The following is a 23,461-nucleotide window of genomic DNA, read 5'->3' on the forward strand; positions in this document are numbered from 1 at the left end:
CGGGTGTGAAGCTCAGGCGGCAAAGAGGCGGCAGCGTATTCGTTGTCGCCTTTTTTATGGTTAGCGTTTTGGATATGAAAAAAGATGCAACCAGGTATGACAATGGAAAGGGGGATTAGCCGGTAAATCAGGCCGCCGCGAACGACGGCCAGAGAAAGACAGGAGTTATTTTACTTCCATACCTTTTGCCTGCAGATCGGCATGATAGGAAGAGCGGACGAACGGGCCGCAGGCAGCATGGGTAAAGCCCATCGCCATGGCTTCAGCTTTCATCTCTTCAAACTCTTCCGGGCTAACATAACGCTGTACCGGAAGGTGGTGACGGCTCGGCTGCAGATACTGACCCAGCGTCAGCATGGTGACGCCATGACGGCGCAGATCGCGCATCACTTCGATGATCTCTTCATTGGTTTCGCCAAGACCGACCATCAGACCCGATTTGGTCGGGATTTCCGGATGCGCTTCTTTAAAGCGCTCCAGCAGTTTCAGCGACCAGTTGTAATCTGCGCCCGGACGCACCTGGCGATACAGACGCGGTACGTTTTCCAGGTTGTGGTTAAACACATCCGGCGGCGTCACTTTCAGAATATCCAGCGCGCGATCCATACGGCCACGGAAATCCGGCACCAGCGTTTCAATCTTGATATTCGGGCTCTTCTCGCGGATAGCGCTGATACAGTCAGCGAAGTGTTGCGCGCCGCCGTCACGAAGATCGTCGCGGTCAACGGAAGTCACCACCACGTAGCGCAGACCCATATCGGCGATGGTTTGTGCCAGTTTTTGCGGCTCATTGGCATCAGGCGTCACCGGACGACCGTGGGCAACGTCGCAGAACGGACAACGGCGAGTACAGATAGCGCCGAGGATCATAAAGGTCGCGGTACCGTGGTTGAAGCACTCGGCAAGGTTCGGGCAAGAGGCTTCTTCGCACACGGAGTGCAGGCCATTCTTACGCATCGCTGCCTTGATCCCCTGAATACGGGACGAGTCAGCCGGAAGTTTGATTTTCATCCATTCCGGTTTTCTGAGCAGAGCTTCACGCTCAGTTGCCACGTTTTTCACCGGGATAAGGGCCATTTTATCGGCGTCGCGGTACTTAACACCGCGTTCCATCACAATGGGTTTACTCATAGCGTGCGTGTTCCAGTTGCGAGTCACGAAGGAAAGCGAATTAATTCAATCAAATGTTGTATTTATCAACTATTTTTGAACTAAGGACAGGCAGTATATCATTGATACGGGGTTGAAAGCAGCCTGGTTACCCGGCAAATTGTAAAATAGTTGTTGTTTTATCCTTTTCCCTCGCGTGCGGTTAGCAGGCATAAGTTTGCACAATGGTGTCGATAATCGCTTTCAGTAACGGCTCCTGTGCGCTTTGCCGGTTGTAATGGAGCGAAATATCAATACGCTGGTCCTGCAGAGGTGGAAAAGAAATCGCTTGTAAAGGCCAGATTTTCGCCACCAGCGCGAACATACTCTCCGGCGTCAGCCCCAGCAAATCGCTATTATTCATCATTGCCGCCTGGGTCAACAGGTTATAGCTGCTAAAGCCGCAGCGGCGTTCGCCGACGTACTCTTCTAGCTGGCGATGCAGGGTAGGGTAGCGCTGCCCTTCCGGTAGCAATAGCGCGAACTCATACTGCTGCAGATTTTCCTTCGTCAGGGGAAGGTGCAAAATGGGGTGATTTTCGCGGCAAAAGATGACAACCGGTTCGGAGAACAGCACCTGGTGTGCAATAGCCAGCCCGCTATGGGGATAGCTGTCGATCAGTAAGTCAACCTGCCGCTGATTAAGCTGGCTGGCGGCATCGGTAATCGCCATATTGTGCAGTAATACCTGAGGAAAGCGCGATTTCAACGCATTGGCGATTTTCGGTATCACCAGAGCGCCGACGGTCGGCGCGGTGGCAATAGTGAGCACACGCTGCTGATGTGAGCCGCTGCCCAAATCCAGCGCATTGAGAAAGGCTTCCATCCCCTGGCTGATATATTGATGCAGGTGGGTCGCATAAGCCGTGGGCGTGACTCCCTGACCTTTACGAATAAAGAGCGGGTCGGGGAATAGAGCCCGTAGTTTATTGATGGACTGGCTAATCGCCGAAGGTGTGATATTTAATACCTTCGCCGCGTTGACGATGCCTTTGTGCACGTACACGGCTTCGAAGATAGTTAACAGGTTAAGATCGATATTACGCAGAATACGAAAGATCTGCCGATCTTCTGGCTGTTCGTTGCTTTCCAATGGAGGATGATTGTCGGCCACTCGCGGATCCGGTCGTTGGGTCATAGCCTCATTATAGCGGGCGATTATGTGGCGTAGAGTGACAATTGATTGCAAATTTGAAGTATTAATAATGAGTTGCGCTCTGAAGGTTCAGAGCGCGGTGCGCATCAAGCGGCGACATATTCATGCGGCGGGTTATTCAGCAGCGCCAGCAGGTTGGCGACCAGCCGCGGCGCGACGTTTTCCGTAGTGGCCTGCGGCTGCCAGTGGCGCATTTGCGTCATCTCCATGCCGGCATAGCCGCACGGATTAATACGCAGGAATGGCGTCAAATCCATTGCCACATTCAGCGCCAGTCCGTGGAACGAGCAGCCCTTGCGAATACGCAGCCCCAGTGAACAGATTTTCTGTTCACCAACGTAAACCCCCGGCGCATCGGCGCGTGGGTGGGATTCAATCTGATACTCTGCGAGAGTATTGACCACGGTCTGCTCCAGTAGCGTCACTAATTCACGTACGCCGAGTTTACGCCGTTTAAGATTCAGCAATACATACATCACCTGTTGGCCTGGCCCGTGATAGGTCACCTGACCGCCGCGATCGCTCTGAATAACCGGGATATCGCCTGGCACCAGCACGTGTTCGGCTTTACCGGCCTGACCCTGAGTAAAGACCGGGTGATGTTCTACCAGCCAGATTTCATCCAGCGTCGTGTCGTCACGACTGTCGGTAAATTCATGCATTGCCTGCGAGATGGGTTCGTAAGGTTGCAGGCCGAGTTGTCGAATAAGAATGGTATTGTGCTGCAAAACAACGTCTCCGCCGAGAGGGATGACTTAAGTGGGGGAGAGTATATCACAGCGAAAGAAAGAGGATTACCCGGCGCTTGAGGCCGGGTAAGGCGAGGGATTACAGCACCATCCGCACGATTTCGATATTGCCCAGCTCTTCGTACAGGGCTTCGACCTGCTCAATGTGGGTAGCGTTAATGGTGATGGAGACCGAGTGGTAGTTACCTTTGCTGCTCGGTTTTACTGACGGAGAGTAATCACCAGGCGCATGGCGCTGTACCACTTCCACCACCTGATCAACCAGCTCAGGCAACGCCTGCCCCATTACTTTGTAAGTAAATGGAGTAGGGAATTCAAGCAGTTCGTTAAGTTTGGTTTTCATGTCAGCTCCGGTGTGACGACTAAAATAATAACTCCCACGTGATGTGGGAGTTATCAGGTTTCTTTGATGAATAGTATATGGGGATAGAAATCACACTTTCAAGTGTTCAATTTTTAACCAAACCAGTGATGGAACATTAACTTAATGTAATCAATGATTTTGCCGAAGAAATTACCTTCCGGAATTTCCTGCAGCACCACTAACGGACGCTGATCGATAGTTTTGCCATCTAACTGGAAGTTGATGGTACCGACTACCTGGTTTTTCTGCAGCGGCGCGTGCAGCTCGGTGTTATTCAACACATAGCTGGCTTTCAGATCTTTCATGCGCCCGCGTGGGATAGTCAGATAGACATCCTTATCTACGCCCAGAGAGGCGCGATCGCTATCGCCGAACCAGGCCGGTTCAGAGGCGAACTCTTTACCTGCTTTAATGGGGTTTACGGTTTCGAAGAAGCGGAAGCCCCAGGTCAGCAGTTTCTTGCTCTCGGATTCACGACCCTTATAGGTACGTCCACCCATAACCGCGGAGATCAGGCGCATCTGGCCTTCGGTAGCAGAAGCGACCAGGTTGTAACCTGCTTTATCGGTATGGCCGGTTTTAATACCGTCGACGTTGAGGCTGTTATCCCACAGCAGGCCGTTACGGTTCAGCTGGCGAATACCGTTAAAGGTGAACTCTTTCTCACGGTAGATGGAGTACTCATTCGGTACGTCGCGGATCAGCGCCTGGCCGATCAGAGCCATGTCACGCGCGGAGCTGTACTGACCGTCGGCATCCAGGCCGTGAACGGTCTGGAAATGGGTGTTTTTCAGGCCCAACGCGTTAACGTAATTGTTCATCAGGCTGACAAATGCGTCCTGGCTGCCGGCGACGTAGTCGGCCATCGCCACGCAGGCATCGTTACCGGATTGCAGGTTGATGCCGCGGATCAGCTGAGAAACCGGCACCTGCATGCCCGGTTTCAGGAACATCAGGGAAGAACCTTTAAACACCGGATTACCGGTTGCCCACGCGTCGTTACCCACGGTGACCAGATCGGATTCTTTGAATTTCCCCGCCTTCATGGCCTGGCCAATGACGTAGCTGGTCATCATTTTGGTCAGGCTCGCCGGATCGCGACGGGCGTCGGCGTTGTTTTCCGCCAGTACTTTACCTGAGTTGTAATCGATAAGAACCCAGGATTCGGCATCGATCTGCGGAGCGCCTGGGATCATGGTTTTCATATTCAGGTCATCGGCGCGGGCAGCGGTAGACAGTGCCGCAACGGAGAGGGCCGTAACGAGTAAACGAGCGGTGAAAGAGGTCTTCATGGTTAGAACAACGGCATCCGTGATGAAATTAAAAAAAGTGCCTTACTATAACAAATGCATTTCGCAGCGGCACCCGACATTACATATGACTTTGTTAATGATTTTTACATATGCAGTAGCACGGGATGCCGCGGCGTTGCGTTTAGTTGGCGCGAGTAATAAATGATTGCAGCTGCGCTTCGTTTTGCAGGCGCTGTTGTACCGTCGACGCTTGCGACTTACTGGCAAATGGCCCCAGTTGGATCCGCCATACGGCGCCGTTTTGCATCACACGTCCGGGAACGGCGAACTGCTGGCTCAGGCGCTGCTGATATTGCTGGGCGCGAGCCTGGTCGCTAACGGCGCCCACCTGCACGACGAACTCGCCACTGGTGCTGGCGGCTGGTGCGGCAACAGTCGCGGCTGCTGCTGCGGTCGCGGCAGGCGCAACGCTTCCCTGAATCGAGCCCGGCGCGGTGACCGGAGCGCTGGGTGTTGCCGGCGTCGCGGCGACGGCGGCAGGCGCAGCAGCAGGTTCGCTGCTTTCCAGCACGCCATTATTCAGCGGTGTCGGTGCGCCAAGGAATCCACTGCCGTTAACCGGCGCGCCCACATTATCTTCAGGCTTAAGCGTTGAGTTGCTGATGGCGTGAACGTTTGACTGATCGGCCGGGGCGATGGCGGCAGAACCATCGCCATCAAGGTTGGGACGTGAAGGCAGGGCATAGGTCTGTTTGGCGACGGTGGTGCATGCCATACCTGGGCCGGACAAGGCGCCGTCCTGAGAGACGATGATAGGATCGATACGAACTTTAGTATTGTTCGAGGTATTCAGGCGGTCGGCGGAGGCGCGGGACAGGGAAATGACCCGGTCATTGCCGTACGGGCCGCGATCGTTAATGCGCACCACGATCATTCGGCCATTAGCCAGGTTCGTGATACGCGCATAGCTTGGGATGGGCAAGGTCGGATGCGCGGCGGTAAGCTGTGTTGGATCGAACGCTTCGCCAGAGGCGGTCAGGTTGCTGTTTGGCTCGGCGTCATAAATTGCCGCCAGACCGGTCTGGGTGAAGTTGGCCGGATCCTGGACGATTTTGTAGCTTTTGCCATCGCGTTCATAATCCTGATTGGCCGTGGCGTTCAGCGTTTCGAAACGCGGGTCGGCGCCGCTAATTTCTACCGTCGGACCATTACAGACAGCCGGCTGCGGGACGCTAACCGTCTTCTGCTGAACATCTTCACCCGAACATGCCGCCAGCAGCCCCGCTGCTATGCAGATCCCCAGCCATTGCTTACGCATTGCGAACCCCTTAAACGCTTTTCGACAACATTTTTCTGTGGGTATGGATCGACATTACGATACCAAACCCGGCCATCAATACGATTAGGGCTGAGCCCCCGTAGCTGACCAGCGGCAAAGGTACCCCCACCACCGGCAAAATACCACTTACCATACCAATATTTACGAAGACATAAACGAATAAAATCAACATTAAACCGCCTGCCATGACGCGGCCAAAGGTGGTTTGCGCCTGGGCGGCGATCCACAGTCCGCGCATGATAAGCAAAATGTACAATGCCAGCAGGATCAACACCCCGATAAGACCCAGCTCTTCCGCCAGCACGGCGAAGATAAAGTCAGTATGGCGCTCAGGCAGGAATTCGAGCTGCGACTGAGTACCATGCAACCAGCCTTTACCGCGTAAGCCGCCGGAACCAATAGCGATTTTCGACTGAATAATATGATAGCCCGCGCCCAGCGGATCGGTCTCTGGATCGAGGAGCATCATGACGCGTTGACGCTGGTAATCGTGCATCAGGAAGAACCATAAAATCGGAATAAAGGCGGCGACCAGCACTACCGCGATACCGATTAAACGCCAACTGAGGCCGGAGAGGAACAGGACAAACAGGCCGGAGAGGGCGATCAAAATCGAGGTGCCGAGGTCTGGCTGCGCCGCAACCAGCAGGGTCGGCAGGAAGATCAGGACCAGTGCGATGGCGGTATTCTTCAATGACGGCGGACAGACATCGCGGTTAATAAACCGCGCCACCATCAGCGGTACCGCTATTTTGGCAATCTCCGAGGGCTGAAAGCGTACAATACCGAGATCCAACCAGCGCTGTGCGCCTTTGGATATTGCGCCGAAGGCGTCTACGGCAACCAGCAAAATAATACAGAAAATATAGAGGTAGGGCGCCCAGCCCTCATATACCCGCGGCGGGATCTGCGCCATCACGATCATTATCACCACGCCCATGGCGATTTGGCCGATTTTACGCTCCATCATGCCCACGTCCTGGCCACTGGCGCTCCAGATAACCAGCGCGCTGTAGGTGAGCAGCGCCAGCAGGATGAGCAGCATCGTGGGGTCCAGATGGATTTTATCCCATAGTGATTTTTTGTTCGGATTATCGGTCATTATTGATCCTCCCCCGCCGTCACCGCCGGGCTTTCACTCGGCAGATTGGTGTTGTTATCACCCAGCATGATGTGATCGAGGATCTGGCGCATAATGGTACCGACCGCCGGGCCGGCGCCGCCATTCTCCAGGATCATCGCCACCGCGACCTGGGGGTTGTTGTAAGGCGCAAACGCCGTCATAAGTTTGTGGTCACGCAGACGTTCGGAAATTCGGTGCGCGTTATAGGTTTCGTTGGCTTTCAGGCCGAATACCTGCGCGGTACCGGACTTCGCCGCAATCTTATACGGCGCGCTGGCAAAGTATTTGTGCGCGGTACCATTGCCGCGGTTGGCAACGCCATACATCCCATCTTTAGCGATTTCCCAATAGCCGGAATGAATATCGCCGACCGGCGGTTCATGCGGCTGAACCCACGGTACCTGTTTCCCGTCTTCGAGGGTGCTTTGCAGAAGGTGAGGCACTTTAACCACGCCGTCGTTTATCAGGATCATCAGCGCTTTGTTCATCTGAATCGGCGTGGCGGTCCAGTAGCCCTGGCCGATACCGACCGGGATGGTATCCCCCTGATACCAGGGTTTCTTAAAGCGCTTAAGCTTCCATTCGCGAGTTGGCATGTTGCCGGAGCGTTCTTCCGCCAGGTCAACGCCAGTGTAATCGCCGTAGCCAAACTTACTCATCCATTCGGAAAGGCGATCGATGCCCATATCATAGGCAACCTGATAGAAATAGGTATCCGCGGACTCTTCCAGCGCCTTGGTGACGTTCAGATGACCATGACCCCACTTTTTCCAGTCGCGATAGCGTTTTTCCGAGCCAGGCAACTGCCACCAGCCGGGGTCGAACAGACTGGTGTTGCGGGTAATGACGCCGGCGCTCAAGGCTGAGACCGCGACGTAGGGTTTTACCGTCGAGGCGGGTGGATAGACCCCCTGCGTCGCGCGGTTGACCAGCGGGGTATTTGGATCGTTGAGTAGTCCGGAATAATCTTTACTGGAGATACCATCGACAAACAGGTTGGGATCGTAGCTCGGGGTTGAAACCAGCGCCAGAATCGCGCCGCTGCGCGGGTCGGTGACCACCACCGCCGCGCGGCTGCCCGCCAGCAGCGTTTCGATATACTGCTGCAGCTTCAAATCAAGGGTTAGGTAGATATCGCGCCCGGCCTGCGGCGGCACTTCTTTTAGCTGACGAATAACGCGGCCGCGGTTGTTGACTTCAACCTCTTCGTAGCCGGTTTGTCCGTGTAGCACGTCTTCATAATAGCGCTCGATTCCCAGCTTACCGATGTCGTGGGTCGACGCGTAGTTAGCCAGTTTGCCCTCTTTATCCAGGCGATCGACGTCTTTATCGTTAATTTTAGAGACGTAGCCGATAACGTGGGTCAGGGCGGAGTTATACGGATAGTAGCGGCGCTTGTAGCCTTTGACTTCAACGCCGGGAAAGCGGTACTGGTTTACGGCGAAACGCGCCACCTGGACTTCATTAAGATTGACCTTCACCGGAATCGAGGTGAAACGGTGAGAGCGCGCGCGCTCTTTTTTAAAGCCGGCGATGTCGTCGTCGGTCAGGTCGACGACGTCGCGCAGCGCATCCAGCGTCTGCTGCACGTTATCGACTTTTTCCGGCATCATCTCCAACTGATAGATGGTGCGGTTCAGCGCCAGCGGCGTGCCGTTACGATCGTAAATAATGCCGCGGCTGGGCGGAATAGGGACCAGCTTAATGCGGTTTTCGTTGGAACGCGTTTGGTAGTCGTTGAAACGGACAATCTGTACGTTGTAGAGGTTGGCAATCAGCACGCCGGTAAGCAACAAAATGCCCGTAAAAGCGACCAGCGCGCGGCGTACAAACAGCGAGGATTCAGCCGTATAGTCGCGGAAAGAATTCTGTAATTTCATTCGCTGCTTAGTCTACCCAGGTCATCATTACTCACGGTGGTAAGGGTGGTTAGTCGTTATGCTCCACGCACGATACAGGCTCTCAGCCACCAGCACGCGTACCAGCGGATGGGGCAACGTGAGCGTGGAAAGCGACCAACTCTGTTCCGCTGCCGCTTTGCAGGCCGGAGAGAGACCTTCCGGGCCGCCAATGAGTAAACTGACGTCCCGGCCATCCTGCTTCCAGCGTTCCAGTTCTCGCGCCAGCTGTGGCGTATCCCAGGGTTTGCCGGGGATGTCCAGGGTCACGATACGGTTCTTGCCTGCCGCTGCCAGCATCATTTCGCCCTCTTTTTCGAGGATACGTTTGATATCGGCATTCTTTCCGCGCTTACCGGCAGGGATCTCTACCAGTTCGAACGGCATATCTTTTGGAAAACGGCGCAGATATTCGCTAAAGCCGGTCTGAACCCAGTCCGGCATTTTGGTGCCAACGGCCACCAATTGCAGCTTCACGCATTAACTCCAGAGTTTTTCCAGCTCGTACAGACGACGGCTCTCTTCCTGCATGACGTGAACCATCACGTCTCCCAGATCGACTACGATCCAGTCGGCGGCGGCTTCACCTTCAACGCCCAGCGGCAGCATACCGGCGGCGCGGGATTCCTGCACCACATGGTCGGCGATGGACATTACGTGGCGCGTGGAGGTGCCGGTGCAAATAATCATGCAATCGGTGATGCTGGATTTGCCATGTACATCAATGGCGACGATGTCCTGACCTTTCAGGTCATCAATTTTGTCGATAACAAAATCCTGGAGTGCTTTACCCTGCAAGTGTTCCCCCTGGGTGCGTGAAGAGTGATAACAATAACGAGCCTGACAGTATACCCGAAGTCATGGCAATGTCGGGAGAAAAGTCAGCTTTCAGCCCTTGAAAGCGGGCTATCATCCCATCCCTTGCCGACGAATGCATCGCCATTTTTGTAAAACAATTTCTGCAAGATGCGTATAGCGGGTGTAGCCTGGCTGCGGAGAATAGCAGCCTGCTCGGGGCTGTCAATGGGCGGCCATGAATTCTTATTCCGCGCGCCACTGCGCCTGGCTATTTAATACGCGCAAGGTTGTGAAATCGTCGCGTCGTTCGATAAGGCTCCAGCTACCGTGGGCGAGGGGAAAATGCCACATTGCTGCTGCCGGCATCTGCAATAAGAGTGCGATTAACAGGCTTAAAGCGCCCTGATGGCCGACGATCAGCAGGTTAGCCCGCTGTTGATATTGCCCGAGGCTGGCGGCAAAGTCCGCGATACGCTGGGCAAAGGCCTGGAAGCTTTCGCCATTGGTCGGCGTGGCGTGTTGCCAGTCTTTGCACCAGGCAGCGTAGTTCCGCGGGTCTTCTTTTTGCAGATCGCGATGGTGACGCATTTCCCAATCGCCAAAGAACATCTCATTCAATGAAGGAATAATTTGCCGGGGGACAGGCCGGCCAGCGAGCAACAGGTCGGCGGTGTGCTGGGTTCTCGCCAGCTCGCTGCACAATACCCGGTCGAAAGGCACCGCCCGCAGACAGTCACCCAGCGATCGTGCCTGCTGGATACCGCGTTCGGTAAGGGGGGTGGGGGCATGTCCGCTATACAGTCCGTCGACGTTAGCCTGCGTTTCGCCGTGGCGAACCAGCCATAATTTCATGATGCACTCCGTGGAAATCGCGTAGCGTAACGATATCCTCGCAGCCGGTTCTCAGCAATAGAGCTTCTGCTGGTGAATATAGTCCAGAACGGCGGCCGGCAGCATATCGGCGCAGGAGACACCTTGCTGTAGACGCTGACGAATCAGCGTGGCGGAAATATCGAACCACGGGGTTTCCGCCAGATAGATAACCCCGGCGGGACGGGTATGTAACAACTCGACGTCGTGGGTGAGATGTTTATCGAGCCATTGCTGATCTTCTTCGCGCTTCATCGCCAGCGGATATCCCGGACGGCGGCAGACGATCAGATGCGCGTTATCGAGGATCGTGGCGTAGTTATGCCAGGTGGGGAAGGTCAGCAGCGAGTCCTGGCCGATGATAAACGCCAGGGGCTGTTCCGGGCCTTGTTCTTGCCGCCACTCCTGTAGCGTTTGCGCAGTCCAGGACGGCGTATCGCGCTGTAGCTCGCGTTCGTCGAGAACGAATAGGGGTTTATCGGCAATTGCCAGCTCCAGCATATGCACCCGCTGGGCGCTGGTGGCTTCCGGCTGCGGGCGATGCGGCGGCACGTTATTGGGCACGATAATGACCCGGCTAAGACCAATTTGGTTTGCCAGAATCTCTACCGGCTTAAGGTGACCATAATGCACCGGATCGAAGGTGCCGCCGTACATTGCCTGCAACTGAGTCATATCAACCATCAATAAAAACGTCCGCCAGCGCTTTATGGCAGAGCAGTAACGAAAGGCTTTCCAGCTCGGGCCATATTGACTGGCCGTAGTCCTGTTTGAAGGTGAGCTCGGCGCGGGTTAATAACGTAACGGCCTGGCGTAACTGTTCGGCGCTGAGGCGCGTGAGCGCGTCGCCGACCAGCTGACGTCGGTTCTGCCAGACCCGGTGTTTATCAAACAGCGTGCGCAGCGGCGTATGTGCCGACTGGCGCTTCAGAGTGACCAGCAGCAGCAGTTCGCGCTGCAACGTGCGCAGCAAAATAGCGGGTTCGCAACCTTCAAGGCGCAGTTGTTGCAGGACGTGCAGTACGCGTTTGCTTTTACCGGCCAGCAGGGCATCGACCCAGTGATACGGCGTAAAGTGGGCGGCGTCATTCACCGCCTGTTCAACGCGCGGCAGCGTCAGTTTGCCGTCAGGCCACAGCAAAGAGAGGCGCTCCAGCGCCTGCGCCAGCGCCAGCAGGTTGCCTTCATAGCAGTAGCACAGCAGTTGGCTGGCGGCCTCATCTAACTGCAACTGATTCTGTTTAGCGCGGGCGGCCAGCCAGCGAGGCAACTGCGCGTATTCCGGCGTCTGGCAGCTCACCTGCACGGCGCGGCTGGCAAGCGTTGTTATCCACGCCGCGTTTTCCTGCGCCTTGGTAAGCTTGTTGCCGCGGACAATCAGCAGCAGATCTTCATGCAGCATACCGACCAGCGTGGACAGCTGTTCGTTGATCGCCGCATTCGGGCCGTTTTCCGGCAGGATAAGCAGAAGCGTCTGGCGGCTGGAAAAGAGGCTCAGCGCCTGACTTAAGGAAAAAAGGGCGGGCCAGTCGGTGCTGGCATCGATGGTCGCGGTGTGATGTTCGGTAAAGCCCTGGGCGGCCGCGGCTTCGCGGATCGCATCCTGGCTTTCCTGTAACAGCAATGGGTCGCTACCAAGCAATAAATACGCCGCGCGCAGCCCTTCAGTGAGCTGCGCGCGGAGTTGTTCCGGGTACAACCGAATCATCAGTTACCCAGCGTAGTGGAGACGCGGTTGCCAGAGGTTGAGGTGGCCGGGGTACCAGATACCGGCTGCTCAGCCTCTTTAGTGGCTTCGACATCCGCAACATGTACGCTCGGCAATTTACGGATCAACTGTTCCGCAGCCTTATCGTACATTTCACGAACAATCATGTCCTGCTCGGCATCTTTCGCCAGCGCCGCCTGCGGGTTATCGAAGAACGAGCGATAAACCTTGGTATTGATTGGGTAAATGTCATGGCCCGGAATCAATACGGTGGCGTTAACGGTCAGCACCATTTGGTATTCAGCAGTACGACCATCCTGGAAAATGGATGCCGTATCTTTCTGAATGGATGAGTTACCCAGACGCAGGGACGGAATATCCTTACGCAGCGTATCGGCTTCGATCAGCTCTACGCCATTCAGACGTAGCTGGTTACGTACCGCACGGCTTAATGGACCATTCGGATCGCCTGACTGGAAAATCATAGTTTTCATTGTGGTTGGAACCTGCGTATTACTACGTAGATGCCAGCCGCAACCGGCGGTGATTAACACCGCCAGAGATAACAGCATTGTTGCCAGATATCGCACGCTTCCTCCCGCGCTTAGCCAACGACCAGATTGAGCAGTTTGCCCGGAACGTAAATCACTTTACGTACGGTCACGCCTTCAAGGTATTTTGCGACCAGATGTTCCTGGCCTGCACGTTCACGAACCTGCTCTTCGGTTGCGTCTACCGCAACGGTAATTTTACCACGAACTTTACCGTTTACCTGGACGACGACCAGAGTCGTGTTTTCAACCATTGCACTTTCGTCTGCTACCGGCCACGGCGCGTTGTCGATATCGCCTTCGCCGCCCAGTTCTCGCCACAGGGTGAAGCAGGCATGCGGGGTGAACGGGTTGAGCATACGCACCACTGCCAGCAGCGCTTCACGCATCAGCGCGCGATCCTGTTCGCCTTCCTGCGGCGCTTTCGCCAGTTTGTTCATCAGCTCCATTACCGCGGCAATGGCGGTATTGAAGGTCTGACGACGGCCGATATCATCGGTCACTTTGGCAATCGTTTTATGCACGTCGCGACGCAGCGCTTGCTGATCTTCGCTGAGGCTTGCCACATCCAGGGCGACAGCCGGGCCCTGAGAGGTATGCTCGTAAACCAGTTTCCAGACGCGTTTCAGGAAGCGGTTTGCCCCTTCTACGCCAGATTCCTGCCACTCAAGGGTCATTTCTGCTGGGGAGGCGAACATCATGAACAGACGTACGGTATCCGCGCCGTAGCGCTCAACCATAACCTGCGGGTCGATACCGTTGTTCTTCGACTTGGACATTTTGCTCATGCCGGTATACACCAGCTCGCGGCCCTGTGGGTCGAAGGCTTTAACGATACGGCCTTTTTCATCACGCTCAACGGTGGCGTCAATCGGTGATACCCAGTTACGCTCGCCGTTTTCGCCGACGTAGTAGAACGCATCGGCCAGTACCATACCCTGGCACAGCAGCTGTTTAGCTGGCTCATCGGAGTTCACCATACCGGCATCGCGCATCAGCTTGTGGAAGAAGCGGAAATAGAGCAGGTGCATGATGGCGTGTTCGATGCCGCCGATGTAGATATCCACCGGCAGCCAGTAGTTCGCGGCATTCGGGTCCAGCATACCTTTATCGTACTGCGGGCAGGTGTAGCGCGCGTAGTACCAGGAGGACTCCATAAAGGTGTCAAAGGTGTCGGTTTCACGCAGCGCCGGCATGCCGTTAACGGTGGTTTTCGCCCACTCAGGATCGGCTTTGATCGGGCTGGTGATGCCGTCCATGACGACGTCTTCCGGCAGGATAACCGGCAGTTGGTCTTCCGGCGTCGGCATCACGGTACCGTCTTCCAGGGTCACCATCGGAATTGGCGCGCCCCAGTAACGCTGGCGGGAAACCCCCCAATCGCGCAGGCGGTAGTTAACTTTGCGCTCGCCAACGCCCATCGCGGCCAGTTTATCGGCAATGGCGTTGAAGCCTGCTTCGTAATCCAGGCCGCTAAATTCGCCGGAGTTGAACAGCACGCCTTTCTCGGTCAGGGCCTGCTCGGAGAGATCCGGCTCGGAACCGTCAGCGGCGAGAATAACTGGCTTGATGTTCAGGCCGTATTTGCTGGCAAACTCGTAGTCGCGCTGGTCGTGACCCGGAACGGCCATCACCGCGCCGGTGCCGTACTCCATCAGTACGAAGTTAGCCGCCCATACCGGGATGGCTTCGCCGGTCAGTGGGTGAATAGCTTTAAAGCCGGTGTCGACGCCTTTTTTCTCCATCGTCGCCATATCGGCTTCGGCAACTTTGGTATTACGGCATTCGTCGATAAAGGCGGCCAGCGCCGGATTGTTAGCCGCAGCCTGTTGCGCCAGCGGGTGACCCGCTGCGACGGCAAGGTAGGTGCAGCCCATGAAGGTATCCGGGCGGGTGGTGTAGACGGTCAGCTTATCGGCGTAGTCGTTGACGTCAAAGGAGATTTCTACCCCTTCAGAGCGGCCGATCCAGTTGCGCTGCATGGTCTTAACGGTGTCAGGCCAGTGATCCAGGTTGTCCAGATCGTTGAGCAGTTCGTCGGCGTAGGCGGTGATTTTAATAAACCACTGCGGGATCTCTTTGCGCTCAACTTTGGTGTCGCAGCGCCAGCAGCAGCCGTCGATAACCTGTTCGTTAGCCAGCACGGTCTGATCGTTCGGACACCAGTTCACCGCTGAGGTTTTTTTGTACACCAGGCCTTTTTTATACAGCTCGGTGAAGAATTTTTGCTCCCAGCGGTAGTATTCCGGGGTGCAGGTCGCAATTTCACGGCTCCAGTCATAGCCGAAGCCCAGCTTTTTCAGCTGGTTTTTCATGTATGCGATGTTGTCATAGGTCCACGGGGCCGGGGCAGTATTGTTTTTCACCGCCGCGCCTTCCGCAGGCAGACCAAACGCATCCCAACCGATCGGCTGCAGGACGTTTTTGCCCAGCATGCGCTGATAGCGCGCGATGACGTCGCCGATGGTGTAGTTACGCACGTGACCCATGTGTAGTCGACCAGAAGGATAAGGAAGCATCGACAGGCAGTAATACTTCTCTTTGCTCTCGTCTTCAGTTACTTCAAATGTACGATTTTCGTCCCAGTGAAGCTGGACTTTCGATTCTATCTCTTCCGGGCGGTATTGCTCTTGCATGGCAGCCAGTGGTCCTGTTTTCAATACAGCTACAAAATGTAGCCAATGGATGTGTTATTTCAGATCGGCATAGCATAGCCCAAACGTCCACGTCAAAACAGCCTTTCGCACATTAACATCGGCAAAAGCGGCGCAGAATTTTTCGCGACTCTGTGGCGCGGATGGCAAAGCAAACCGCCGATAACGTCTATTATTAGAAGCAGTTAATCACACCGGAGGCGAAATGATGAACAAGGTTGCTCAATATTACCGGGAACTGGTCTCCTCGCTCAGTGAACGGCTGCGCAATGGAGAGCGTGACATTGACGCGCTGGTGAAGCAGGCGAGGGAGAAAATCACCCAGGCAGGCGATCTGACGCAGAGCGAGGTTGAGTCACTTATCGCGGCGGTGAAGCGCGATCTGGAAGAATTTGCCCGCAGCTATGAAGAGAGCCATGAAGACGATAGCGACAGCGTCTTTATGCGGGTGATCAAAGAGAGCCTGTGGCAGGAGCTTGCCGATATCACCGACAAAACCCAGCTTGAGTGGCGTGAGGTGTTTCAGGATCTGAACCACCACGGAGTCTATCACAGCGGGGAAGTGGTAGGTCTTGGCAACCTGGTATGCGAGAAGTGCCACTACCATCTGGCGGTATACACCCCGGATGTGCTGCCACTCTGCCCGAAATGCGGGCATGACCAGTTTCAGCGGCGGCCATTTGAGCCGTAAACGCTAAAAGCAGCGATGCGCATTGCGCTGCGCATCGCTGAGTCATTACAGTACGGTATTAATTTCTGCAACCTTGAAGTATTGATAACCACCCATCTCACTGGCGTATTTATGCGAGGAGTTGAGGACCATCTTGTTGGCGCTGATGGTGCCGACATCACAGGTATTAAATTTAAACCAACCGCAGCCGCGACCACTGTTAACAACCTTTTTCGCGGTCATGGTTAAGGTGCCGTTCGCCTGAATTAATGAGTAGTTATAGATATTGCCTTTCAACTGGGTGTCCAGCAGCAGATCGCCGGTGCTGTAAATCGTCCCTTCATTAGTAACATCATAATAAGTTGTCAGAGAGACATTGGCCGCGGTGATAGTACCTGTGTTACTAATCGTGCCATGATCGGTAGTAATATCAGCGGCTTTCATATAACCGTTGTTATTCAGCCAGTAGCTATGCGCGGTAATGGCGTTGGTGGCCTCCATGCGACCACTGGTGCTTTGCGCCAGCGTGCCGTTGGTTTGCATATCAATATTTTCACCGCTAATAGTGCCCAGGTTATAAATCTCACCGGTATTGGTGGTGCTATCCTGCTTCAGCGATTTCACGGCCACTTTACCCGTCGCGCTGATAGTGCCGGTATTTTTAAAATTGGTGCCAATAAAGTTTAACGCAGTGTTTTTACCTTTGATCGTCCCGTCATTGGTGAAATTACCTAACGACGTGGCGGTAATCTGCGCATCGGAAGTGATTTTGGCACCAGCGTTGTTGGTTATCGCTCCGTTGCTGGCGGCTACCAGACTGGACGTCGCGCTAATCGTTCCGCTGTTCTGGATATTGCCGCTGGCATTGAGCACCAGCTGCTTTGTTGAACTGATCGTGCCCTTGCTGCCGTTATTGAGAGCGCCATAGGTAGTAATCATGGTCATATTCTTGGTCGTCAGCGTACCGTTATTAGTGAAATTTCCAGAGGCGGCGATGCTGGTAAGGTAACCATTACTGGCGATGGAGCCATCGTTGGTCAGTAATCCATTGTTGGTGATAGAAAGCGTCGAGTTGGCGGTGATTGACCCTTTGTTACGCACGCCAAAGCCTAAATTGTTACCGACCATACTGATACTGTTGGCTTTGATGCCGCCCAGGCTACTGATATCAATGCTGTATACCGGGCTGATCATTTGCAGGACGGTAGCGCTTTTACCTGCGCTAGTCATGGCGCCAGTGCTGTTGTCGAAGGTGAAATTACCGCCGCCAACCGTAGCATTGCCAGCGTTGACCATGCCATTGATGGCGACGGCGTCAGCCAGCAATGCGGCATAGCTGGTGGAAGCATCCATGCCATTTTCACCGATGGTGATTTTGCCATTGGTGATGGTATAGCTGCCGATAGCGCCTTCATCGGTCAAATTCACCTGACCTGTCGTTAATATTGCCTTGTTGGTATTAACGAAACTACAGCCGGAGCAGGTAATACCATTAGGGTTAGCGATTACCACGTCGGCTTTCAGCCCGGCGACCTCAATGAAGCCATTTAATGAACTGGCTTTATTGGAGGTGACTTCATTCAGGATCACCGATGCGCCGCCATTAGTCAGATTGTTGTTTTTAGCAATATTGCCAAAAGTCGCATGATTAATATCGCTGTCGCTGTTATTGAGTATTAAACCGTTGCTGCCAACGTTAAATTCACGATACAGGTTGTGCGAAACGCCTGCAGCATTCGGCGCTTCAATATCAACCACCGTTGCGCCTGATAGATGGGTGTAAGTCGACGGATCGGCGTACACCACCGTCGAGCTTAACGCTGCTGCTAAAGCAACATAGGTTAATTTAAACTTAAACATGAATTTATTCCTTTTAATATAGTGAAAAATAGGTTGTGTTAATACTTCCACTTCAATGAGAAACCCATATTGAATGAGTCACTACTAAAGTTATCTGGTTTACTTAGCGGTGTGCCGATGAAAAAATCATATTGTGTTGAGAATATATCACCGCGCAATCCGCTAACGGTACCTGAAATAACTTTTCCTTGCCGATATTGTTCACTGCCGATAATACGACCAATATCTAATCCTAAATAGAATTGCTGTTCCGGGCCGGCAATATCCCAGATGAAATCATTGCTCCAGTACCATCCCTGATTGCCAGAGAGAGTATATTCGCCATCAAATCCGCGAACCGTCCAGCGGTTGCCAATATTAAATTGGTTATCCGAAGAGAGAATGTCCGGGCTATATTGCGCATTAAAATGCGGTGCATAGCTAAATCTATCTCCGGTTAAATCGAATTTCATTAAGGCCTGCAAATCGGCATGTACTACGCGTGAGCGCTTACTGAACTGGCCTGCTTTTTCTTCCGGAGTGGCGACGGAGTTTAGCCATGGGAGGCGGCGCTGTAACCCCAGGCTGGCGGCGACGACTTTTTTATCGAAATAGCGTTGCTGTCGTAGCGTCAGCTCCCATGTTGGGTTCTGTTTGCGCATCACCCTAAGTTCTTCACCGCCAAAATAGTAGTGTGATGTACTTTTTGAGATACGGAGATCCAGCGACGTTTTTTGCTGACGGGTGTGAGACAGCAGTCGTGACAGCGTCGCGCTATAGTAGCGATTTTTACTTTTATAATCCGTTTGCGACCAGTTGCCCTTGAACAACTGGCGATATTGGCTCTGTGAACCGTAAAGACCTAACGCCCAGTAACCGAAGGGAATCGAGTAATACAGACTGCCATTCTGGTTACCATCATTATGTTGATTAAACTCGATATCTCCTCCTCCTGAGACATAGAAAATGTCGTTGAGTGTGGTGATATCATAAAGATAGAGCGCACCTCCGGCCTGATAGCGACCGCTGGCGCGGCTGCCAGCGTCATCCATCCAGGCTGCCACCTGCCATTTTTTATTCAGCCGACGCGTTAGCTGCAGATTGCTTTCTGCCTCCCGTTGTCCCGGTAATATTTGCATATTCGCCGAACTTCCTGGCAGGCGGCGCAGGTTTTCCATTCCCTGTTCGAGATCGGTGAGACGCAGGATATCTCCCGTGCGGGTGGGGATATTGTTCCAGATGCTGGTGGTTTGCTCGCTTGTCGTTGACCAGAAAATATCACCGATTTTGCCATAAGCGAGTTCGAGCTTTAATGTGCCCTGCGCCAATGACTGTTCCGGGATGGTCATTAATGAAGTGATGTAACCACGGGCGATTAACTCATTTTGTAATGCCATGGTGAGGTGCTGAATACCGTTAATCCCCAGACAACGATGCAGAGCCTGATCTGTAAGGTTGTCAAGAAGCTGATGCGTGAGCTTCGGCTCGGCAGAATCGATATGAATATTATTGATGAATCTGCAGTTTTCTTCCTTTGGAAATGTGAGCGTTTGTCGGTCGGTATTAATTAATGAAGCCTGGGCGGCCTGCTGCTGTGGCGTCAGCGCCGCCTGACGGGCTTTATCCTGCTCGTTTTGGTTAGTCGTGGTGGAGACTATCGTACTGGCGAAAACATGCTGCTGACACAAAAACACAATCAGCAGGGTGTGAATCAGATTTTTTTTATTAAACATGAAGCAAGTTCCATTTGTTTCATTAAATTTGCATGCTGTATTGCTAAGCTTGCTTAAAACACGGCCTTATTCAGGGTATAGGGTCATCCATAAAAATATTATTTTTTATTATCAGAAAGTTTTGTGTTGGGAAATATTCCCAGGGCTTGTTCTTAAGGGGGGTATGTTAGCGGTGGCGGTAACGCTTAGCCATGCGAAGAAAACTGAATTTTGTATGAATTAAATTAATTTAGAATGTGATTTGTTAGGGGGGAGTGTTAAATTATTCACTGGTTTAATAAGAAAACAATTAAAATAAACCACTAATATATGGCACACATTATCGAGGGAGAAAAGGCGCGCACATGACGTGCGCGCTGGGATTTTAGTGCAGGATTTTGGCAAGGAAATCTTTCGCGCGTTCTGATTGCGGGTTGGCGAAGAAGGCTTCTTTATCGACATCTTCGACAATTTTACCTTCATCCATAAAGATGACCCGGTTAGCCACTTTACGGGCAAAGCCCATTTCGTGCGTCACCACCATCATGGTCATACCTTCGTTAGCCAGCTCGACCATCACGTCCAGTACTTCGTTGATCATCTCCGGGTCTAGCGCTGAAGTTGGCTCATCGAACAGCATCGCGATCGGATCCATGCACAGCGCGCGCGCGATCGCGACACGCTGCTGCTGGCCGCCGGAGAGCTGCGCCGGATATTTTTCCGCATGCGCCGCCAGACCCACGCGCTCCAGCAGCTTAAGCCCCTTTTTACGCGAAGATTCTTTATCGCGATTGAGAACCTTAATTTGCGCCAGCGTCAGGTTGTCGATGATCGACAGGTGCGGGAACAGTTCAAAGTGCTGGAATACCATACCGACGCGGGAACGCAGTTTAGCAAGATTGGTTTTCTTATCGTTAACCTGAGTGCCATCAACGATAATTTCGCCTTGCTGCACCGGCTCAAGGCCATTAACGGTTTTAATCAGCGTCGATTTACCGGAGCCTGACGGCCCGCAAACCACCACCACTTCGCCTTTTTTCACTTCGGTGGAGCAATCGGTCAGCACCTGAAAGTGACCATACCATTTTGAAATATTTTTCAGGGTAATCATTACACAGTCCTTTTCTTCAACCAGCTGACCAACAGCGATGCGCTGAGACTAAATACAAAATAAACGGCGCCTGCGAACAGGATCATTTCCACCTGGGTTCCGTCACGTTCGCCAATGGTGGAGGCGGTACGGAAGAAATCGGCCAGGCTCAGGACGTACACCAGCGAGGTATCCTGGAACAGGACGATACCCTGGGTTAACAGCAGCGGGACCATCGCGCGGAAGGCCTGCGGCAGAATCACCAACTTCATCGATTGCCAGTGGGTCATCCCCAGCGCCAGCGCGGCGCTCGACTGACCACGGGAAATACTCTGGATCCCGGCGCGAATAATTTCCGAATAGTAGGCCGCTTCAAACATCGAAAATGCCACCATCGCCGAAATCAGGCGAATATCGGTTTTCGGCGAAAGCCCCAGCACGTTTTGCAGGAATCCGGGAACGATCAGATAGAACCACAGCAGCACCATCACCAGCGGAATCGAGCGGAAAACGTTAACGTAGGTTTTGGCAAACCACGCCAACGGCAGGAAGCTTGACAGGCGCATCACCGCCAGAATGGTGCCCCAGACGATACCGATAATAATTGCCGTGACGGTGATTTTCAGCGTAATGACCAACCCTGCCAGCAGGTAGGGCATGGAAGGAACAATTGAACTCCAGTCAAAATCGTACATTATTTGCCTCCCATATTGCCCGGCAGGCGAACTTTACGTTCAACCACATACATCACCAGTATGATTACGGCGTTGATGAATACATAGGCGAGGGTGATCGCGGTAAACGATTCCCAGGCGTGGGCTGAGTAATCCAGCAGCTTGCCCGCCTGCGCCGCCATATCCGCCAGACCGATAGTGGAAGCGATAGCCGAGTTTTTTACCAGGTTCATCATTTCCGAGGTCATCGGCGGCACGATAACGCGATAAGCGTTCGGCAGCAGCACGTAGCGATAGGTTTGCGGCAGGGTCAGCCCCATCGCCAGGCCGGCATTTTTCTGCCCGCGAGGAAGGGACTGTATCGCGGCGCGGACCTGCTCGCAGACGCGGGCAGCGGTAAACAGCCCAAGGCACAGCATTGAGGAGACAAAGAACTGAATATTTGGATCCAGTTCCGACTTAAACCACATGCCGATGTTTTCCGGCAGAAACTCCGGAATAACAAGGTACCAGGTAAAGAACTGGACAATCAGTGGAACGTTACGAAACAGTTCGACGTAGCAGGTGCCGATCCCGGCTAACCAGCGGTTAGGGACGGTACGCAGAATACCGAACAGCGAGCCGATGAGGAAAGCGATAATCCAGGCGCTAATCGACAGCGCGACGGTAACCTGAAAGCCGCTCCATAACCAGCCTAGATAAGTGGTGTTGCCGAACGGGGCGGGTTGCAGGAATATTCCCCAGTTCCAGTCTATTGACATAAATAAACTCCAGAAAAAAAAGGGTAGCAGCGCTACCCTCGAAGATTGTTGCCCTGCTTGTTTCGGTATTCGCGGCGGCTGGGGAACGACCAGCCACCGTATAGTCTGTCCGTGCAAAGGCAACAATCGGGAGGGCTACTTTATCGAGCCCCTGTTTTTTTAATTAGTTAAGAGCCTTGTCATTGGGTGATTTGAACAGCGCCTTCATGTCGTCGGACAGTTCGAAGTTCAGGTTCAGATTTTTCGGCGGAATCGGGTTCTTAAACCAGGTATCGAACCATTTCGCCGCTTCGCCAGAGGTCTGCGCCTGGGCAACGGTGTCATCTACCAGTGTTTTGAACGATGCGTCATCTTTACGCAGCATGCAGCCATAGGCCTCTTTCGACTGCGGCGTACCGACGATTTCCCAGTTATCCGGTTTCTTCGCTTTTGCGCGCTCGCCGGCCAGCAGGGCATCATCCATCATAAAGGCCACCGCGCGGCCACTTTCCAGCGTACGGAAAGAGTCGCCGTGATCTTTCGCGCTGATGATGCGCATGTTCATTTTCTTCTCGTCGTTCAGCTTATGCAGCAGCACTTCCGAGGTGGTACCGGAAGTGACGACGACCGCTTTGTCTTTCAGATCCGGGAAGTCTTTAATCGGCCCACCTTTTTTCACCAGCAGACGAGTACCGACGACGAAAATGGTATCGGAGAAGGCGGCCTGCTTCTGACGCTCAAGGTTGTTGGTGGTGGAACCGCACTCGAAATCATAAGTGCCGTTCTGCAGTAACGGGATGCGGTTCTGCGAGGTGACCGGAATCAGTTTCACCTGCAGATCGGGTTTATTCAGCTTTTTCTTTATGGCTTCAACGATAGCGTTGGAGTAATCCTGAGAGTAACCCACCACTTTTTGTTGGTTATCGTAATAGGAGAATGGTACTGACGACTCGCGGTGGCCGACGACGATCACCCCGTTTTTGGCGATTTTATCCAGCGTGCTCTGACCTGCGGCCGGGGCGGCATCTTCAGCGTGTGCCAGACCAGCGGTCACTCCCATGACCAGCATTGCGGCGGCCAGTTTACGTAATTGCATATCCAACTCCTTATCCTTAACGCCAGGG

General features: G+C 53.6%; 22 protein-coding genes. 1 reads left to right on the forward strand and 21 read right to left on the reverse strand.

Going from position 1 to position 23,461, the window contains the following annotated elements; all coding sequences use genetic code 11:
• Positions 1-165: 165 nt before the first annotated feature.
• The 15 genes from lipA to leuS all read right to left on the reverse strand — a co-directional run bounded on the left by lipA (position 166) and on the right by leuS (position 15,594).
• Positions 166-1,131, reverse strand: coding sequence for a lipoyl synthase (lipA, locus tag ABLV08_RS10470; protein ID WP_015367739.1), 966 nt, complete (start codon positions 1,129-1,131; stop codon positions 166-168).
• Between the two features lie 181 nt (positions 1,132-1,312).
• Entirely contained in the window at positions 1,313-2,263 is a 951-nt protein-coding gene (locus ABLV08_RS10475) for a YbeF family transcriptional regulator (RefSeq protein ID WP_015367738.1), read from the reverse strand.
• 128 nt (positions 2,264-2,391) lie between these two features.
• Positions 2,392-3,033, reverse strand: a complete 642-nt coding sequence (gene lipB, locus ABLV08_RS10480) for a lipoyl(octanoyl) transferase LipB (RefSeq protein ID WP_015367737.1) — start codon at positions 3,031-3,033, stop codon at positions 2,392-2,394.
• 100 nt (positions 3,034-3,133) lie between these two features.
• Positions 3,134-3,397, reverse strand: coding sequence for a DUF493 family protein YbeD (ybeD, locus tag ABLV08_RS10485; protein ID WP_015367736.1), 264 nt, complete (start codon positions 3,395-3,397; stop codon positions 3,134-3,136).
• Positions 3,398-3,510: 113 nt separating this feature from the next.
• Complete coding sequence (gene dacA / locus ABLV08_RS10490; RefSeq protein WP_015367735.1) at positions 3,511-4,710, reverse strand: D-alanyl-D-alanine carboxypeptidase DacA; 1,200 nt, start codon at positions 4,708-4,710, stop codon at positions 3,511-3,513.
• Between the two features lie 142 nt (positions 4,711-4,852).
• Entirely contained in the window at positions 4,853-5,989 is a 1,137-nt protein-coding gene (gene rlpA, locus ABLV08_RS10495) for an endolytic peptidoglycan transglycosylase RlpA (protein WP_015367734.1), read from the reverse strand.
• A 10-nt stretch (positions 5,990-5,999) separates the two neighbouring features.
• A complete protein-coding gene (mrdB, locus tag ABLV08_RS10500; RefSeq protein ID WP_008805635.1) occupies positions 6,000-7,112 on the reverse strand; it encodes a peptidoglycan glycosyltransferase MrdB in 1,113 nt (370 codons plus the stop codon).
• Positions 7,112-9,013, reverse strand: coding sequence for a peptidoglycan DD-transpeptidase MrdA (mrdA, locus tag ABLV08_RS10505; RefSeq protein ID WP_015367733.1), 1,902 nt, complete (start codon positions 9,011-9,013; stop codon positions 7,112-7,114). The genes mrdB and mrdA overlap by 1 nt, the downstream gene beginning before the upstream one ends.
• Positions 9,014-9,040: 27 nt before the next feature.
• Positions 9,041-9,508, reverse strand: a complete 468-nt coding sequence (gene rlmH / locus ABLV08_RS10510) for a 23S rRNA (pseudouridine(1915)-N(3))-methyltransferase RlmH (RefSeq protein WP_015367732.1) — start codon at positions 9,506-9,508, stop codon at positions 9,041-9,043.
• A 3-nt stretch (positions 9,509-9,511) separates the two neighbouring features.
• A complete protein-coding gene (gene rsfS / locus ABLV08_RS10515) occupies positions 9,512-9,829 on the reverse strand; it encodes a ribosome silencing factor (protein ID WP_002894623.1) in 318 nt (105 codons plus the stop codon).
• Between the two features lie 243 nt (positions 9,830-10,072).
• Positions 10,073-10,681 (reverse strand): adenosylcobalamin/alpha-ribazole phosphatase, encoded by a 609-nt coding sequence (locus tag ABLV08_RS10520; protein WP_046884132.1) that lies wholly within the window; start codon positions 10,679-10,681, stop codon positions 10,073-10,075.
• A 51-nt stretch (positions 10,682-10,732) separates the two neighbouring features.
• Positions 10,733-11,383 (reverse strand): nicotinate-nucleotide adenylyltransferase, encoded by a 651-nt coding sequence (gene nadD, locus ABLV08_RS10525; RefSeq protein WP_032707612.1) that lies wholly within the window; start codon positions 11,381-11,383, stop codon positions 10,733-10,735.
• On the reverse strand, positions 11,376-12,407 hold the full coding sequence (gene holA / locus ABLV08_RS10530; RefSeq protein ID WP_015704737.1) for a DNA polymerase III subunit delta: 1,032 nt from the start codon (positions 12,405-12,407) through the stop codon (positions 11,376-11,378). Before holA ends, nadD begins: the two co-directional genes overlap by 8 nt.
• Positions 12,407-12,997, reverse strand: coding sequence for an LPS assembly lipoprotein LptE (lptE, locus tag ABLV08_RS10535; RefSeq protein WP_015704738.1), 591 nt, complete (start codon positions 12,995-12,997; stop codon positions 12,407-12,409). The genes holA and lptE overlap by 1 nt, the downstream gene beginning before the upstream one ends.
• A 14-nt stretch (positions 12,998-13,011) precedes the next feature.
• On the reverse strand, positions 13,012-15,594 hold the full coding sequence (leuS, locus tag ABLV08_RS10540) for a leucine--tRNA ligase (protein WP_072207247.1): 2,583 nt from the start codon (positions 15,592-15,594) through the stop codon (positions 13,012-13,014).
• Positions 15,595-15,820: 226 nt separating this feature from the next.
• On the opposite strand from leuS, the gene ABLV08_RS10545 reads away from it, so the two are divergent.
• Positions 15,821-16,303, forward strand: coding sequence for a zinc ribbon-containing protein (locus tag ABLV08_RS10545; RefSeq protein WP_015704740.1), 483 nt, complete (start codon positions 15,821-15,823; stop codon positions 16,301-16,303).
• 45 nt (positions 16,304-16,348) lie between these two features.
• Here ABLV08_RS10545 and ABLV08_RS10550 read toward each other — a convergent pair whose 3' ends face one another.
• From ABLV08_RS10550 to ABLV08_RS10575, 6 genes are all read right to left on the reverse strand, one after another.
• Positions 16,349-18,142 (reverse strand): filamentous hemagglutinin N-terminal domain-containing protein, encoded by a 1,794-nt coding sequence (locus ABLV08_RS10550; protein WP_348855825.1) that lies wholly within the window; start codon positions 18,140-18,142, stop codon positions 16,349-16,351.
• Between the two features lie 38 nt (positions 18,143-18,180).
• Entirely contained in the window at positions 18,181-19,854 is a 1,674-nt protein-coding gene (locus ABLV08_RS10555) for a ShlB/FhaC/HecB family hemolysin secretion/activation protein (protein ID WP_348855826.1), read from the reverse strand.
• 364 nt (positions 19,855-20,218) lie between these two features.
• Positions 20,219-20,944, reverse strand: a complete 726-nt coding sequence (locus ABLV08_RS10560; RefSeq protein WP_015367722.1) for an amino acid ABC transporter ATP-binding protein — start codon at positions 20,942-20,944, stop codon at positions 20,219-20,221.
• The gene (gltK, locus tag ABLV08_RS10565) at positions 20,944-21,618 is read right to left on the reverse strand and encodes a glutamate/aspartate ABC transporter permease GltK (protein ID WP_015367721.1); all 675 of its coding nucleotides are present in this window, start codon (positions 21,616-21,618) and stop codon (positions 20,944-20,946) included. The genes ABLV08_RS10560 and gltK overlap by 1 nt, the downstream gene beginning before the upstream one ends.
• Positions 21,618-22,358 carry an amino acid ABC transporter permease gene (locus ABLV08_RS10570; RefSeq protein WP_348855827.1) on the reverse strand — a complete coding sequence of 247 codons (741 nt, stop codon included), beginning with the start codon at positions 22,356-22,358 and terminating at the stop codon, positions 21,618-21,620. Before ABLV08_RS10570 ends, gltK begins: the two co-directional genes overlap by 1 nt.
• A gap of 163 nt (positions 22,359-22,521) precedes the next feature.
• On the reverse strand, positions 22,522-23,433 hold the full coding sequence (locus ABLV08_RS10575) for an amino acid ABC transporter substrate-binding protein (protein WP_015367719.1): 912 nt from the start codon (positions 23,431-23,433) through the stop codon (positions 22,522-22,524).
• Positions 23,434-23,461: the final 28 nt, after the last annotated feature.

The organism is Klebsiella sp. CN_Kp088 (assembly GCF_040064335.1).
Taxonomy (GTDB): domain Bacteria; phylum Pseudomonadota; class Gammaproteobacteria; order Enterobacterales; family Enterobacteriaceae; genus Klebsiella; species Klebsiella aerogenes.

What these genes read in the sequence shown, in the direction of transcription:
- lipA (WP_015367739.1), bottom strand. Translation starts at nt 1,131, where the DNA reads ATGAGTAAACCCATTGTGATGGAACGCGGTGTTAAGTACCGCGACGCC.
- ybeD (WP_015367736.1), bottom strand. Translation starts at nt 3,397, where the DNA reads ATGAAAACCAAACTTAACGAACTGCTTGAATTCCCTACTCCATTTACT.
- dacA (WP_015367735.1), bottom strand. Translation starts at nt 4,710, where the DNA reads ATGAAGACCTCTTTCACCGCTCGTTTACTCGTTACGGCCCTCTCCGTT.
- rlpA (WP_015367734.1), bottom strand. Translation starts at nt 5,989, where the DNA reads ATGCGTAAGCAATGGCTGGGGATCTGCATAGCAGCGGGGCTGCTGGCG.
- mrdB (WP_008805635.1), bottom strand. Translation starts at nt 7,112, where the DNA reads ATGACCGATAATCCGAACAAAAAATCACTATGGGATAAAATCCATCTG.
- mrdA (WP_015367733.1), bottom strand. Translation starts at nt 9,013, where the DNA reads ATGAAATTACAGAATTCTTTCCGCGACTATACGGCTGAATCCTCGCTG.
- ABLV08_RS10520 (WP_046884132.1), bottom strand. Translation starts at nt 10,681, where the DNA reads ATGAAATTATGGCTGGTTCGCCACGGCGAAACGCAGGCTAACGTCGAC.
- nadD (WP_032707612.1), bottom strand. Translation starts at nt 11,383, where the DNA reads ATGGTTGATATGACTCAGTTGCAGGCAATGTACGGCGGCACCTTCGAT.
- holA (WP_015704737.1), bottom strand. Translation starts at nt 12,407, where the DNA reads ATGATTCGGTTGTACCCGGAACAACTCCGCGCGCAGCTCACTGAAGGG.
- leuS (WP_072207247.1), bottom strand. Translation starts at nt 15,594, where the DNA reads ATGCAAGAGCAATACCGCCCGGAAGAGATAGAATCGAAAGTCCAGCTT.
- ABLV08_RS10545 (WP_015704740.1), top strand. Translation starts at nt 15,821, where the DNA reads ATGAACAAGGTTGCTCAATATTACCGGGAACTGGTCTCCTCGCTCAGT.
- ABLV08_RS10550 (WP_348855825.1), bottom strand. Translation starts at nt 18,142, where the DNA reads ATGTTTAAGTTTAAATTAACCTATGTTGCTTTAGCAGCAGCGTTAAGC.
- ABLV08_RS10555 (WP_348855826.1), bottom strand. Translation starts at nt 19,854, where the DNA reads ATGTTTAATAAAAAAAATCTGATTCACACCCTGCTGATTGTGTTTTTG.
- ABLV08_RS10560 (WP_015367722.1), bottom strand. Translation starts at nt 20,944, where the DNA reads ATGATTACCCTGAAAAATATTTCAAAATGGTATGGTCACTTTCAGGTG.
- gltK (WP_015367721.1), bottom strand. Translation starts at nt 21,618, where the DNA reads ATGTACGATTTTGACTGGAGTTCAATTGTTCCTTCCATGCCCTACCTG.
- ABLV08_RS10570 (WP_348855827.1), bottom strand. Translation starts at nt 22,358, where the DNA reads ATGTCAATAGACTGGAACTGGGGAATATTCCTGCAACCCGCCCCGTTC.
- ABLV08_RS10575 (WP_015367719.1), bottom strand. Translation starts at nt 23,433, where the DNA reads ATGCAATTACGTAAACTGGCCGCCGCAATGCTGGTCATGGGAGTGACC.